At 65.9% G+C, this 15,746-nt stretch carries 8 protein-coding genes; all 8 read right to left on the reverse strand.

Annotation, left to right across the window (positions count from 1 at the left end; translation table 11 throughout):
* Positions 1-39: 39 nt before the first annotated feature.
* Positions 40-4,644, reverse strand: a complete 4,605-nt coding sequence (locus tag FA702_RS05525; RefSeq protein ID WP_136955338.1) for a multiheme c-type cytochrome — start codon at positions 4,642-4,644, stop codon at positions 40-42.
* Entirely contained in the window at positions 4,644-6,575 is a 1,932-nt protein-coding gene (locus tag FA702_RS05530) for a hypothetical protein (protein WP_255504795.1), read from the reverse strand. Before FA702_RS05530 ends, FA702_RS05525 begins: the two co-directional genes overlap by 1 nt.
* 98 nt (positions 6,576-6,673) lie before the next feature.
* Positions 6,674-8,689 (reverse strand): heme-binding protein, encoded by a 2,016-nt coding sequence (locus tag FA702_RS05535; protein ID WP_136955339.1) that lies wholly within the window; start codon positions 8,687-8,689, stop codon positions 6,674-6,676.
* A gap of 17 nt (positions 8,690-8,706) precedes the next feature.
* A complete protein-coding gene (locus FA702_RS05540) occupies positions 8,707-10,125 on the reverse strand; it encodes a multiheme c-type cytochrome (protein WP_136955340.1) in 1,419 nt (472 codons plus the stop codon).
* A gap of 179 nt (positions 10,126-10,304) precedes the next feature.
* Positions 10,305-11,108, reverse strand: a complete 804-nt coding sequence (locus tag FA702_RS05545) for a class I mannose-6-phosphate isomerase (protein WP_255504728.1) — start codon at positions 11,106-11,108, stop codon at positions 10,305-10,307.
* Positions 11,109-11,158: 50 nt separating this feature from the next.
* On the reverse strand, positions 11,159-12,199 hold the full coding sequence (locus FA702_RS05550) for a mannose-1-phosphate guanylyltransferase (RefSeq protein ID WP_136955342.1): 1,041 nt from the start codon (positions 12,197-12,199) through the stop codon (positions 11,159-11,161).
* 163 nt (positions 12,200-12,362) lie between these two features.
* Positions 12,363-13,799 carry an aldehyde dehydrogenase family protein gene (locus FA702_RS05555; RefSeq protein WP_210417590.1) on the reverse strand — a complete coding sequence of 479 codons (1,437 nt, stop codon included), beginning with the start codon at positions 13,797-13,799 and terminating at the stop codon, positions 12,363-12,365.
* A gap of 113 nt (positions 13,800-13,912) precedes the next feature.
* Entirely contained in the window at positions 13,913-15,577 is a 1,665-nt protein-coding gene (locus FA702_RS05560; protein WP_136955344.1) for an acetolactate synthase large subunit, read from the reverse strand.
* Positions 15,578-15,746 lie beyond the last annotated feature (169 nt).

A 15,746-nucleotide genomic window follows, 5' to 3' on the forward strand; every position in this document is an offset into this window, starting at 1 on the left:
GCGCGGCCATTCCTCTCCACAACCCGTCAGAAGCAATAACTACCGGTCGACCTTGGCCATCAGTTGCGGCGCGGTGGTGGCCCCCACCCAGAGATTCATGTCGACAGCGTTCGAGACCCGGAACGGTTCCCGGCGATCGTTGAGGAACAGTTCCTCCATCTCCGCCCGGTTGAACGGACGCGATCCCAGCCGGCCGAAGATGGCGATCTGCCCGCCGGTTTCATCCACGCCGCGATCGCGATCCAGCCCCTTCGACAGTGCCAGCGCCGGGCTGGGCGTGTGCGCCCACGCGATCAGTTCCGGCCGGGGTTCGGGCGAGAAGCCGTAGAAGTTCGGCTGGCTGGACGGTGAAGTAAGCTGCACCACCTTCATCCCGTTCCGCCCGTCCGCGACATAGGCGAACAGCGAGGCGTTGGTGGAAGCGACGATCACGTCCTCGGCATCGTTCAACTGCCCATCGGCGGTGAACGATTGCTGGATCGCCGGGCGCGTGGGCGCGGTCACGTCCACGATCACCAGCCCCTGCGCCTTGGCCGCGACATAGGCATAAGTGCGGGCGACATAGACGCGGCGGGCATCAGCCAGCGGCACGGTGGCCTGCGGCACCGGCACCGGCTGCGCCAGGTTGGTCACGTCCATCAGTTCGAGGCCGTTGGCCGTCGTCACCCACAGGTAGCGGAACTGCACCGCCGTGGCGCGCGGGTCCTTCAGCGGCACGACCGAGGTGACGCGCGGATCGAGACAGGTCTCCCCGCCCTTCTCCTCGCTCGCCTCGCAGGGCTTGCCCGGCGACCACGGCTTGGGCAGGTGGACCGTGACCAGCGCCTTGTCCGTAAGGATATAGGCATAATCGCCCGCGAGCGTGATGTGCCGCGCGCCCGTCAGGACGCCGTCCGGATTGAACGTCAGCGCGCGGCGGAAGAAGTTGTTGCGGAACTCGCCATCGGCCAGCGTATCGACGTTGACCGCGATCAGCCCTTCCACGGCATCGGTGACGAAGGCGTAGTGGTAGATCGGCGAGAACGGTTGCTCCTGGTTGAGATGGCGCAGTTCGGGCGTGTTGCGCGTGGGCGCGATCGCCTGGTTGGTGGGCAGCGCCATGCAGGTGGCGTTCTTCGTATCCACGTGCGTGTCGTGCCCGAGCGGCGAGAACGGCGCGGTGGTGATGCGTTCGGAGAAGCCCTTGTTGCTGACCGAGGCGATGTCATAGGCGCGGAAGCCGCCCTTCCCTTCGGCCACGAACATGTATTCGCCGCGCATCTGCAGGCAGCGGACCGCGTCCGAGGTCCCCTTGGTGACGTTGGTGAACTGTTCGCGCCCCTTGGTCTCTTCGGAGAGCTTGCCGTCGATCACGCCGCCGCGCGTCCAGTCCTTCAGTTCGCGGCCGTTCTTCTCGACGTGCTGCTTCCAGTAGTCCGGATAGGCATAGCGATGCAGATAGCTGCCGATCACCGCCTGCGGCTCGTCCCATTCGGTGACGCGCACCGCCTCGAACCCGCCGTCCAGCCCGAACCAGGCGTTCATGCCGACGAAGTTCACGTAATTGGTGCCGAGCAACAGGAGCTGCGCCATGATCGCGTTGTTGTCGTCCTGCTGGCTGAGATGGCAGTCGGTGCATTGCTTGGTCTCGTTCTTGCGGACGGTGTGCGGGAAGTGCGGTGCGAACGCCTGCGAGGAATAGCCGATCGCCGAGATCGGCGGCTGCTGCACGTAGATCCGTTCGCGGTTGATGTTGGTGGACGAGAGGATCAGCGCGGAGGACGAGCGGATCGGCGCGGTGATCGCCTTGCCGCTGACGGGGTTGCCGTCCTTGTCGAACTGCACCGGATCGGAACCGGAAGTCTTGTTGCGCTGGTGCTTGCCGAGCTGGAACATGTCGTCGCGCGCGACCTGCGGGTTATAGGTCGCGTAGTTGCGGGTGTAGTCCTCCTCGTACTTGTGCGTGGTGGACTTCCAGTTCGCCTCGATCGGCAGGTGGCAGCCGGCGCACGACGTGGTCCACGAGAGGTGGCAGGTGAAGCACGCCATGTCGTCATCGCGGTGGGCGCGCTGTTCCTTGGGAACGCCGGTGCCGAACTTGTACACCCCATCCTGCGCGGCGGATTTCGCCATCAGCTTGGCGCGCGCGGCCTTGGGATTGAAGATCGGCTTGCCCAGATCGTCGACCTTGCCCGCAAAGCGCGCATCGACCGAATCCTTCACCAGGCTGACCCGCCAGGAGAGGTTGGGATCGATGATCGAGCGCTGGATCAGCACGCGGCGCCCGTCGGCCGCCTTCATCCATTCGAACCGGCGCTGGCCATCGGCGTTGCGCAGCAGGCTGAGGTTGTTGCCCTTGGGCGGCGCGGCGAGGTTCGAGGTCATCAGCGTCGGATAGGCGTCGGGCGTGCCGTGGCAGTCCTTGCAGCCGATCTCCACCGCGTTGGCCACTTCGCCCATGATCATGCCGTTGCCGTGGCTGTCCTGCGAAAAATGGCAATCGGCGCACTGCATGCCCAGCTGGGCGTGGATGTCCATCATGTGGACCGTCTTGCCCGGATTGTCCGGCCCCGGCTCGACGAACTTGCCCTCACCGTTCTTGCGCCACTTTTCCGGATCGTCCGGATTGACGATGTGCGCTTTGTCGGTGCCGTAGCTCGACATATCGCCTTCATCGTCCAGCAGGTTGCCGCGCCTGTCGCGCTTCAGGATCGCGCGGAAGTTCCAGCCGTGGCCGTGGTAGTCCGCGAACTGCGTATTCTTGAGCTGCGGGTTCAGGTCATAGACGTTGCGCAGGAACTCCACGTCGCGCCACAGGCCATGCGTGGACGCCGCTTCCGGGTTGCGGTCGAGAATCTCGCGCGCTTCGGCCATGTTCGGGTGGAACTGCTTCTTGAAGATGCGCTGGTAGTCCGCGTCGGACATGCCCGCCGGCTTCGGCGCGCGATTCTCCGGCCCCGGCCACATCGAATCCGCATCGGATTCGTAGTCCCACATGATGTAGCCGAGGTAAGTGTTCAGGAAGATGTTGGGCTGGTGCATGTGGCAATTCATGCACTGCGCCGTGGGGATAGCGCGGGTGAACGCGTGAACCAGCGGGTGGCCGCGTTCGCGGTCCTGCATCGCCACCGGGCCATCGTCGTGACCGCCCGCAGGAGCGGGCACCGCATGGCCCGCCTTGTCCAGCCCCGCCATCGCGTGCGCTTCGGCCTGGCCCATAGCATGCGCATCCATCGATCCGTGCGGCGCGACGCCAGAAGCGGGCGAGAAACTGAGCTGTTCCGCCGACGCAATGGCGCGCGCGCAATCGCCGGCAAGATCCTTCGACGCGGCCGAATCGCTGGCGTCGCCGGGCAGATAGCCGCCCTGCCCGCCCAGCACGGTGCCGCGCACGCGCGTCTTGTGCTCTTCCTTCGCCGCGTCATAGCTGCCGTACTTGCCGGCACGGTGCTGGCCTTCGCGCAGCGAGTTGATCGTGGGATCGGCGGTGATCGTCTGCCCGTCGCGCCCGCACTTGCCGTAGTTCAGGCTGTGGCGCGGTTCGCGATCGTTGGCGTAGATGACGTGGCACGAGGCGCAGCCCGAGGAGCGGTAGTCGCCCGGCTGGTCGTTGGTGCCCATCTGGAACAGGAACGGATCGTTCAGGCGCGTCTTGTGGATGTTCAGCACCGGAATCGCCACGCGCAGGCCCGTGGCGGGGCCGCGGTTCGACTGCTTGAGATCGGGGCGGCCGGGCTCGTCCAGCCGCTGGATCAGGCCGGTCGAGTTGGGCAGGCCAATTTCGGGGAACTGCGGGTTGATCGCGCGACCGCCATCCTCAAACACGCGGAACACGTCCGCCGGCGGAATCGTGTGCCAGCGCGGCAGCGGATAGAGCACGGGCAGCGCACCGCGCGCCTTTTCCTGCGGGGTGACGGTGCCCCACATCGGCTTGCCGTCCGGCCCGATTTCCTTCGACGCGGACTTGAGCAGCGCGGGTTCGCCCTGGCGGGTGAAGCTTTCCCCGAACAGGTAGTTCTTGAAGGGGACGATGCCGTTGTTATAGGCCGCGCCGCCCCACAGCATCGCGCCGGTGGACATCAGCGAGCGTTCCGACGCCTCGATGATGTTCATGTGGCAGGCCCCGCAGGAATCGCGCGCGACGCGGTAGTCCGACGGGTTCACGAAGCGGATGAATTCCGGGCTTTCCTTGGCCAGCAGCGCATAGGACCGCTTGGGATTGGCCGATGACGGCCAGCCCCACGCCACCGGGAAGCGCGGCAGGACGTGCGCGTCCTTCATCGCGCCCACGTATTCCATGCTGCCCCGGTTCCAGCTCCGGTCCGCGACGACCTGGTTGTTGCCGCCGTGGCAATCCACGCACGCGAGCACCACCGCCGAGCTGGCGTGCATGGTCTTGTGGTCGCTGGCGGTGTGGCAGCTGACGCAGCCGGCGTTCTTCTGGTCGACGAAGGCCCATTGCTCCTCCGCCGTATCGCCGGGCTGGCCGCGCGGGGCGGCGGGTGCGCGGACGTACTTGACCTTCTGCGGCACTTCCTCGCCCGAGGCCCACAGCGCGCTGGGCACGGCCAGAACGGCCAAGGCGGCGAGCAGCCACGCCAGCGGCAGGGCGCGAAGCCGGCGAAACAGGGCGGCAGGACGGCGGAAGGCGGAAGGCTGGGTCATCAGAAGGCCAGTGTCGCGTTGGCGAGGACGGAGTAGTAGCGGCTGCCGCCACCTTCCTGCGCGAAGAGGTCACGGAAACCGCTGCCGGCGTGCAGCACGGCGCCCGACAGGCGGAACACCAGGTTCTGCGAGGCGTTGGGCCGCCAGATCGCGGAGACGGAGGTATCCCAGCCGATGCTGTTGGGGATCGAGCCCTCGTTGCGCAGGACCTGCAGGATGCGGGTGTTCTGGAACCACAGGTGGTTCACGTTGGCGCTGACGCGCAGCGTGGGCAGCAGATCGAAATCGCCGCCCAGCCCCGCCAGCACCGTGCCGGGGTTGAGGAAGTTCGACTGGCCGAGTTCCTTGGACGTGCGCAGCGAATTGAGAATGCCGTTGCGCCCGTTGAGCGAAACCGCACGCCCGCCGCCGGCGAACGGGATCGACTGGCGAATCCAGTAGCTGGTGTCGGCCCCGGCGAACTGCGGGTTCTCGAAGATGGCGTCGAAGCCCCCTTCAGTGCCGTCATAGGGATTGCTGTCACCGCTGGCCCACAGGCCGGACAGGCGGAAGCGCATCCAGTTGATGTCGTAGCTGGCCTCGGCCGCAGCCATGAACGCCTTGATGACGGCCGGGCGGCTGGTGATGAAGCTGTTGCGGTCCTCGCCCAGCGCCGCATAGGCCTGCGCGGTCAGGTTCATCCGGCCGACGTGGCCGTCCGCCGCATAGCCGATATAGACCACGTCGTACTGGCGCGGGCGGATGTCGCCCAGCAGCGCGGGGCGCGCGGGGAAGCCGTTCTTGTCCGACTTGTAGCGGTTTTCCCGGTTCATGTTGTAGGTGAGCGAAACCTGGCTGGTCAGCCCGACGAACGGGAAATCCTGGCGGTAGATGTTGCCGGTGAAGATCCAGTCGCGGCGCAGCGGCTGCGTCACGTCGTTCAGCCCGGAATTGGTGTCCTTCTCGATCCGCCAGAACGCGGCGAGGTTGAACTGCCAGCGGTTGTTGTCGCGGTTGCCGAACAGGCGCACGCCCAGCTGGTTGTCGTTGAACAGGAAGCCGCGGAAATCCGACTGGAACGGCTGGATGCCGGCGCGCAGCGAGACGAAATCGTAGCGCTTCGTATCGAACCGGCCGATGTGGTAGTCGATGAAGGCTTCCTGCAGGCCGACGAAGCCGGTGGTTCGCGTGGTGCCTTTCGAGGGTTCCACATAGAGCACGCGGCGTTCTGGCACTTCGACATGGGTGATGTTGGCGCCCACGGCCACGCGGTATTCGATGACGGGCGGCTTGAACGCGGTCATGCCCTTGAGCAGCGAAAAGCCCGCGATGAAGGTCTGCGACAGGACCAGGCTGTTGCTCTGCCCGAACACGTCGATCGAGTTGGGCCGCGTGGTGGTCTGGTTGCCCACGGGAATCGGGAACGTGCGCGGTTCGATCACCGTATCGGACACGGCGTTGGCGATGAAGAACCAGTCGTCGCCCTTGAGGAAGCCCGGACGCTGGCCTTTCGACAGCGGATGATCGCCCTTCAGCAACGAATGGTGGAAGGGATCAAGCGTGGAATGGCAGACGTATTCCAGCTTGGGGAACAGCGTGAACAGCGCGCGATCGCGCGCGCCGGTCTGCGGGTCTTTCTTGGGGCAGAGCGACCCCATGATGCGCCAGCGATCCGGCACGCCAACGTCGAGGCCAAGCGCGCCCACGGGGCCTTCACCATCGTACTTGTCGTAATAGGCTTCGGGCGGGGGGGCGGAAACCGCGCCGGGATTGGTCTGATCGACCTTGTCAGGCAGTTCCTTGTTGAAGCCGGGACGGCGGCGTCCGTCGATCAGGGCATCGTCCGCTTCGGTCGCGCCGCCGGGCAATGCCGGTGGCGGTGCCGCCGCCTCCGGAGCAGGCGCCGCCGCGCTGCCGGCCGCCGTGTCAGACGGGGCGGGCGCGGACTGCATCAGCGCCACCGCCGGGACGAGCGCGCCGGGCGCAACAGCCGCTGCCGGCAGCGGCGTGGCGGCGGTGAGCACGGGCAGGAACAGGGCGGCGGTTTCGATCACAGGCCCTCGCAGACGTTCTGTTCGTTGCTGTCGAGGAACGGCGCGAACGGGCAGTTGACGTAGCGCAGCCGCACGCCCTGCCCCACGTTGACCACGATCGTATCGGCCCGCATGTCCTTGGGCGCGTTGCCGATCGTGCCGACGCGCAGCCCGCCGTTGTTCGCGCCCAGGAACGCGATCATGTCGTCCTGATCGATGCCGTCGCCGGAAATCCCGATCGCGCCGACCAGCTGGCGACCGCGATAGATCGGCACCGAACCGGGGAAAATCTGGATGCCGTTGGCCAGCCGCTTCTTCCCGTTGGGCGCGTTGGGAACGGCGGTGCATTGCTGCACCACGTCCTGCGCCTTGAGCGAGCCTTCGACGAAGACCGCGTGCTGGATCAGGTTCGCCTTGACCAGCGCAATCTGCAGGCCCGTGGCGAAGGGGCTGAAATCGGTGATCGGGCGCGAGAACGGGCCGTTGGGCCGCCCCACTTCGCCATCAGGGAAGAACGGGCGCGAAAGGTTGCCGCCCGAACGGTCGGCAAAGGCGACCTTGCCGGTCAGCGCGGTCTGATCGCCCAGAAAATCGCGCACGCGCTGGACGAACGCCGGAATTTCGGCGTCAAGATCGCCGGTCAGTTGCGCGGCGGCGTTCGGCCCGGAGAAAAACGCGGCTGTGCGCGCCTTCTGGAGCGAGACATCGGTGCCGAAGATCGGCGCGTCTGGCCCGCGCACCACGCCAAGCGGCGCCCCATAGGTATCGACCATGGAGATCGTCACCTGCGCGCGGCTGTCGAGGGGGCGGCGAATCTGCGCGCGGGCGCGGCTCATCACCTTGAACGCTTCTTCCAGCACCGCGCGCACTTCGGCGGCGGTAAGCGGCTGGGTAACGTCCGCGCCATCGGTGCCGCCGCGAATGGGGTAGCGATCGTTGCCCGATCCGTCCGTCAGCACGAAGGCATCGGCGTTCGCGAACTCGCCCGACGTGGCATAGCGGTAGCCGCTGGCTTCGCTGCCATAGGCGGTGCCCGCCAGCACCACGCCGCCGGGATAGTATCCGTTCACCGGAACCAGCGTGCCCACGGTATTGTTGATCGCGTTGAAATCGGTCTGGAGCGCGTGCAGGCCTTCCACCCGCGCATCGGAAAAGCGCAAGGTCGAGCCATCGACCGGAATCATGTTGGCGACGATGCTGTCCGGCGGGGCAAAGCCCTGGATGCCGGCCAACGCCATGTATTCCTCGGGATCGCCGTCCACGTCGGCGACGTTGGGATCATAGCCATAGTCGCCGTCGGCCATGACGCCGATTCCGCCCACCACCACGCCGTTCTTGTAGAGCGGGAAGCCGCCCGGATCGGCGGCGAGGCCCAGCGGCGACCGCTTCGGCCCGATGAACGCTGCCGCGCCCAGGTTGTTGGTGATGTAGCGCGTGTTGAGATCGGAACAGGGCAACTGGCTGAACTGCACCCCGAACAGCGGGCCGCTTTCCAGCCCCGGCGTGTTCGGCGCGGGGGGGAAATGTTCCTGGACGATCATGCTGGCGGTACGCGTGGAAAAGGCGTTGCCGCTACTGGACAGGTAGGCGCCGGTAATCGCCTTGGCGATCGCGCCCATCGTCGCTTCCACGGTCAGCCCCTGCGCATCGACTTCGCGCGGGCTGATTTCCCCGGTGGCGGTGCGGCGGCTGGTATCCATCCGCGTCAGCGCGCCGTTCATGCGGAACACCGCGAGCACGTTGCCGACGCGATCGACCACCGCGATGATCGCCGGATAGTTGAGCGCGCGCGCCTCTCCCACCGCTTGCGCGATGATCTTCTTGACGTCGTCCGGCGTCAGCGATTCCTGCGTCGGCGCGGCATAGACGCGCGCGCTGCTCGTTGGCGCGGGTGTGGGCGAAGGCGTGGGCGAGGAACCGCCACCGCCGCCGCAACCCGCCAGCGCGAGCGAAAACGACGCCAGAGTCGCTACCGCCCGGTTAGCGATCACACCGGGAGCAGCCGCCTGACGCAGGGGCTGCCTCACTTTCATCAGGGCAGACTCCGGCATCAGCGCAGGCTCCGGATGCTGCGGACCGCGCCGCCCAGTGCGCGGCGGAAAGCGATCGGCTGGAACCCATTGGGATCGCGCACGGCGGCGTAGGCCTGGTTGATCTGCACGCGCAGGCCATTGGCGGAACCGCCCGAAACCGCGCCCTGATTGACGAGGCCGTTGAGCAGGGTGTCGATCGCCATGACCGACTGCACCGCGCCTTCATAATCGGTGAAGCGTTCGGAGACCGCATCGCTGGCGATGGCGTCCATCACCGCAAACGTCTGTTCGCGGGTGAAGGTGGCGGAGCCGAAGCGAGCCGAAAGCGTATCCGCCGCCTGCCGCAAGGCCTGCGCCGCCTGCACCGTCTGCGCCCGGCCTTCGCCCATCGCGCGGTGGAACGCCTTGCTGCGCGCATCGAGATTGCCGGCCAGATCGGGCGCGATCACTTTCGCCGCCGCCAGCAGCATGATCATGTTCTCGTCGTTGTAGGGCGGCATCCCGGCATGGATCGGGCGGCCCGGATTGGGCATCGCGGATACCGTCGCCTCGTCGCTGTCATAGATGCGGCGGTGGCACGAATGGCAATCGAAGAACGTGAACTCGGGGAACAGGCCATCGCTGGCCTTGCCGGGCTGGCTGAACAGTTCGAGCGAGCGCTTGACCGCCTCGGCCTGCCCCACGGCCCACATCCGCATCGAATTGGTCTTTCCGCCCTTGCGCTGGGCGTAGTCCGAATCCTCGTTGTGATGGGCCTGGAGCGTCGAGAACAGGTCCAATTCGAACGAGATGCGCGGATGGCCCGCCGCCATGATGCGGTGGGCGATGAACTGCCCCTTGCCGTCTCCGGACAAGTGGCAATCGAGGCAGACCTGCGCGCGCACCCGCGGGACGGTAAGATCGGTCATCCCCTGCGCGACATTGCGCCCGTGGCTGGCGCCGACGGTGTAGTGCGTGGAAAGCCAGCCGCCCGCGTTGCCGTGGCAGGCTTCGCAATCGACGCCATCGGCCACGCGCACGGCACCGGGCGTCGCATGACAGCCCAGGCATTCGCGCTGCACGCCGGCGGCGTCCAGCCCCATCCGGCGGACGATCGCCTGCCCGCGTGGTTCCACGATGGCGCGATAGGCGCGGCTGTGCGCACCGGTGGGCGACGATTCTTCCTGCCATCGCAGCAATTCGTCCTGCCGCACCGGCGTGCCGTCGGCCACGCTACGGCCGTGGCAGGTGGAGCCGGCACAACTCGCCACGCCCTGATGCGCGCGGAGCGAGCCACCCGCGTTCTGGGCCTGCAGCGGCGCGGCGGGAACGAACAGGGCAGCCGACAGCGCAGCGCACGCCATCAGGACGCACAGAATCGCAGCCAGATAACCCAATCGCGGGACGGACCGGAAAGCGGTCGAAAGCCGCTTCGGATGGATCGAATTGCCCAGCATTGCCCCTCGTTCCTGCCGGTAGCGGAAAGGAGTGGAAGCTTTTGCCTCTTCACTCCACGCGAACCGATAGTGCTGCAATGCGACCCCGCAGGCGCAGATTAGGCGAGACACCCCTTCGGGTTCAAGCCCTGATTTCGCTTTGGCTCTGGCATTGAAGGCGTTTTTTGCCGCGTGGGTGCTCAGGCAGGACGAATGACGATCGTCTGCCCTGCGGGATCGAAGCGCACCGCGCCGATACCGGGGGCGCTGGCGCATTCGCCGGGCCGCACGGCTTCCCCTTCAACCACCGCGTCGCCACGACGCGGCACGATCAGGCACGGGCCGGCATAGGCATCGGCCAGCGCGGCACCCGGGACGCCATCGACGCGATGTGCGGTGAAGTAAGGCCCGCTGGCCAACTCCACGGTGCCTTCCGGAGGAATCACGCGCCGCAGCGCCGGATCGAGCGGGACGCCCCGCGCCACCGCCACACCCCGGTCCAGATGCAGTTCCCGCGGGCGACCGTAGTCGTAGAGACGGTAGGTTATATCGCTGTTCTGCTGGATTTCGATCAGGCTGACCCCCGCGCCGATGGCGTGGACGGTGCCGGCCGGAATGTAGAAGAAATCCCCTGTGGAGACGGGGTGCCAGACGAGCATCTCCTCGATCGATCCGTCCAGCGCGGCGGCGCGCAAGGCTTCCGCGTCCACTGGTCCGCGGAAACCGACGCCCAGCGTCGCGCCCGGCTCGGCATCGATCACCAGCCAGCATTCCTCCTTGCCGCCGTCGGATTCGCCCATGGCCGCCGCCTGCGCGTCGGAAGGATGAACCTGGACCGAAAGCTTCTCGGAGGTGAAGATGTACTTGACCAGCAGCGAGGGCAGTTCGGGCGGCGGCACGAACCAGATTTCGCCAATGCGCGCGCCGCCATGCGGCGGTGGGAATGGGGCCGGCAGGGTGTCACGCCCCCAAGGCTTCTCAACGGATCGGGTGGTGAGCTTCATCAACCGGACCTCAACGCGTGCCGCAACCCCTGCGAGCCATCCCGCGAGCGCTACTGGTTTGCCGCGCCCGAGAGTTTGCCGACGAGTTGCGCGCCTTCCGGCGTGCAGACCAGAACTTCGTCCTTGTCGACCACCACGATCAGGTTGGTGGCTCCGACCACAGAGACGCGCGGGCCGTCGGTATGCACCAGAACGTTGGCGCAATCCTTCAGTTCCACCCGCCCCTTGATCGCGTTGCCCGCACCATCGCGCTCCAGCGCTTCGTGCAACGCCTGCCAGTTGCCGATATCGGACCAGGTCATCACCGCCGGCACCATCGCGGCGCGATCGGTGTTCTCCATCACCGCGTAATCGACCGATTCGCCTTCGATTGCGGCGAAGGCGGCCGCATCGGGGTGGAAGCGATGCCCTTCCTCCACGCCCTTCTCCACCGCTTCGCGCACTGCGGCGATCAGGGCGGGGCGATGCGCGGCCAGCTCGGCCAGGAACGCCCCGGCACGGAAGGCGAAGATGCCGCCGTTCCACGAATAGCCGCCGTCGGCCAGAAACTGGCGGGCGCGGTCGAGATCGGGCTTTTCGACGAAGCGTTCGACCCTGGAACCGCCGGTATCACCAATGGTTTCCCCGTGCTTGAGATAGCCGAAGCCGGTTTCGGGCGTGGTCGGCGCGATCCCGAAGGAAACCAGCCAGTCGTCCGCAGCAAGCGCGGCCGCCGCATGGGCTGCGGCCTGAAACGCCACGACATCGCCGATGTGATGATCGCTGGGGCAGACCAGCATGATCGCGTCTTCGGGCAGACGCAGCGCCGCCAGAGCAATGGCGGCGGCCGTGTTCTTGCCTTCGGGTTCGACGATGATCGCCGTCCGATCCGGATGGGGAAGTTGCGCTTCCACGTGCGCGAGGTGCGCAGTGCCGGTGACGACCACCGGATCGCCGAAGCCCGCATCCGGAGGACAGCGCAGCAAAGTCGCCTGAAACAGCGTGGTGTCGCCAACAAGGGGAAGGAACGGCTTGGGCATCGCCTTGCGCGATCGGGGCCACAGCCGCGTGCCGCTGCCGCCGCACAAAACAACAGGAATTATGGTCTTCATGCTACCCCGTCTTACCTGCCGCCGCTCTGCCATAACCCCGGCGTCGTGACAAACTTTTTCCCGGCAAGGTTACAAGGCTAAAAAGACCAATGTAGCCGATAAGCATGTCCCATGTTAGGAAAACTCGCGCGACTGCGGGCAACAGCGCCGAAATAAAGATGAACTACACCCGCCGAATAACCATGTTACGAATTTCGGTCATGTCTTCCATTGCAAAACGGATGCCCTCCCGACCGAGCCCCGAATCCCGCACACCGCCATAGGGCATGTTGTCGACGCGATAGCTGGATACATCGTTGACGACGATACCGCCCACTTCAAGCCTGTCCCACGCTTCCAGCACCTTGTGCAGATCGCTGGTGAACAGGCCCGCCTGAAGCCCGAACTTGCTGTCGTTGACTTCATCGAGCGCCGCATCCCAGTCGGTGAATTTCGACAGGATCACCACCGGACCGAAAGCTTCCTCGCGATAGACGTCGCTGTCGCGCCGCGCGCCTTCCAGCAGCGTCGCCTCAAGCATGTTGCCCTCGCACCCGCCGCCCGCCAGCAGCGTGGCGCCGCCGGCCACGGCACTGTCGATCCAGCCCTTGAGCCGCTGCGCCTCCTTGGCCGAGATCATCGGGCCGATGAACGTCTCGCGCAGCTTTGGATCGCCGGCGACGAGCGTCTTCACTTTCGCCGCCAGCATGTCGCGGAAGGTGTCGTAGATGTCGGCATGAATGATCACGCGCTGCACGTGGATGCAGCTTTGCCCCGACTGGTAGTAGCCGCCGAAGATGATGCGGGCGAGCGCGTGATCGAGATCGGCGTCCTTGTCAACCACCACGGCCGCGTTGCCGCCCAGTTCGAGCACGACCTTCTTCTTGCCCGCGCGCGCCTTCAGGTCCCAGCCCACGCCGGGTGAGCCGGTGAACGACAGCAGCTTCAGCCGCTCGTCCGTGGTGAACAGGTCCGATCCGGCGCGGCTGGCCGGCAGGATCGAGAACGCGCCTTCGGGCAGCACGTCGCATTCGGCCAGCACTTCGCCGATGATGATCGCGCCCAGCGGAGTCATCGACGCGGGCTTCATCACGAACGGGCAGCCGACCGCGATCGCCGGCGCGATCTTGTGCGCGGCCAGGTTCAGCGGGAAGTTGAAGGGACTGATGAAGCTGCACGGCCCGATCGGCACGCGCTTCCACATGCCCATGTAGCCCTTGCTGCGCGGCGAGATATCGAGCGGCTGAATCTCGCCATAGTTGCGCGTGGCCTCTTCCGCCGCGATGCGGAAGGTGTCGATCAGGCGACCGACTTCGCCTTCGGCGTCGGCGATCGGCTTGCCCGCTTCGACGCACAGGGCATAGGACAGTTCGTCGAACCGTTCGCGGAAGCGGCCGACACAGTGGTCCAGCACGTCGCGCCGCTCGAAACTCGCCAGCTTCGTCAGCGGCTCGGCCGCGCGCACCGCCCCGGCGATCGCCTCATCGATCACGTCGGGCGTGGCCAGCGCGGTGCGGAACGCGACCTCGCCGGTGAACTTGTCGGTCACCTCCAGGTCGGCATTGGGCTGCACCGCCTTGTTGTTGAGGTAGAGCGGATAGACGTCCTTCAACTGCACCATGTCCAAAACTCTCCCCCCTCCCGCTGGCGGGAGGGGCCGGGGGTGGGCCTTCCCAGGAGCGGGAGTAGCCCACCCCTAGCCCCTCCCGCGAGCGGGAGGGGAACAGGTTGCGCCTAAAGCGCCTTCGACAGTTCCTTGATGTCCTTGTTCAGGATCTGGTCGTTTTCCGAATAATCGACCGGGCAGTCGATCAGGTGCACCCCCGGTGTATCGCGGCAATGCGCCAGCAGTTCGACAAGGTGCGCCGCGCTTTGCACGCGATGCCCGCTGGCGCCGTAGCTTTCGGCATACTTCACGAAATCCGGGTTGTTGTAGGTCAGCCCGAAGTCCTTGAAACCCATGTTCGCCTGCTTCCAGCGGATCATGCCATAAGCGCTGTCGTTGAGGATCAGCACGGTCAGGTTGAGGCCAAGGCGAACGGCCGTTTCCATCTCCTGGCTGTTCATCATGAACCCGCCATCGCCACAGATCGCCATGACCTTGCGATCGGGATAGAGCATCGCGCTCATCATGGCCGATGGCAGCCCCGCGCCCATCGTGGCCAGCGCGTTATCAAGCAGCACCGTGTTCGGCCGGCACGCGGTATAGCCGCGGGCGAACCAGATCTTGTACACGCCGTTGTCGAGGCAGATGATCCCGTCATCCGGCATCGTGGCGCGCACCTGCTGCACCAGATGCGGCGGGAAGATCGGGAACCGGGCGTCCCCCGCGAGCTTGTCGGTATGATCGACTTCCGCCTTGCGGAAAGCCAGCATGTGATCGAACGTCCAGCTGCCGGAAGGCACGATGTCCTCCTTCATCTGCCAGACCGCGTTGGCGATATCGCCGATCACTTCGATATGCGGGAAGTAGACAGGATCGACTTCGGCCGTCTTGGTGGAGACGTGGATCACGGTCGGCCCGCCTTCGTTCTTCATGAAGAACGGCGGCTTCTCGATCACGTCGTGCCCCAGATTGACGATGCAGTCCGATGCTTCGATCGCGCGGTGGACGAAGTCCCCGGCGGAAAGCGCCGCGCATCCCAGAAACCGGGAGTGGCGTTCATCGATCACACCCTTGCCGAGTTGGGTGGTCAGGAACGGGATGCCCGTCTTTTCGATGAATTGCAGCAACATCCGGCTGGTCATCGTGCGGTTGGCGCCGGCACCGATCACCAGCACGGGCGATTTCGCCGCCTCCAGCGCCTGCACCGCCTGCCGCACCGACTTGGCATCCGCGTTGGGCCGGCGGACCAGGCTGCGCTTCAGCGGCCGTGAATCGGTGTGTTCGTCGGCAATGTCCTCGGGCAATTCAATGTGCGTGGCGCCGGGCTTTTCCTCCTCGGCCAGCCGGTAGGCCTCGCGAATGCGGCTGGGGATGTTGTCGGAAGACGCCATCTGGTGCGTGAACTTGGTGATCGGCTGCATCATCGACACCACGTCGAGAATCTGGAAGCGGCCCTGCTTGGATTTCTTGATCGGCTTCTGGCCGGTAATCATCAGGATGGGCATGCCGCCCAGCGTGGCATAGGCGGCGGCCGTCACGAAATTGGTGGCGCCCGGCCCCAGCGTGGCAATGCACACGCCGGTCTTGCCGGTGTGACGGCCATAGGTGGCCGCCATGAAGCCCGCGCCCTGTTCGTGCCGGGTCAGGATCAGCCGGATCTTGTCGGAGCGGGACAGCGAATCGAGCAGGTCGAGATTCTCCTCGCCCGGCACGCCGAAAATGTACTCGCAGCCTTCTTCTTCAAGGCATTCGACGAAAAGATCGGACGCTTTCTTGCCAGTTCCTTCGGCCATGCAACGGTCGCTCCCAGCAGGCACGCGCAGCCAGACGCGGACCTTTCCCCAACTCGGATACGACCCCGGACAGGCTGGCGTTGTCGTTCTGGCTTCCGCGCCTGTCCCTTGGCAGCAGGGGTAACAAATGGCTGGCGCGAAGTCACGCGGCAAGGCGCGGAAAAACCGC

Origin of the sequence: Novosphingobium sp. EMRT-2, from assembly GCF_005145025.1 — a bacterium.
GTDB lineage: Bacteria > Pseudomonadota > Alphaproteobacteria > Sphingomonadales > Sphingomonadaceae > Novosphingobium.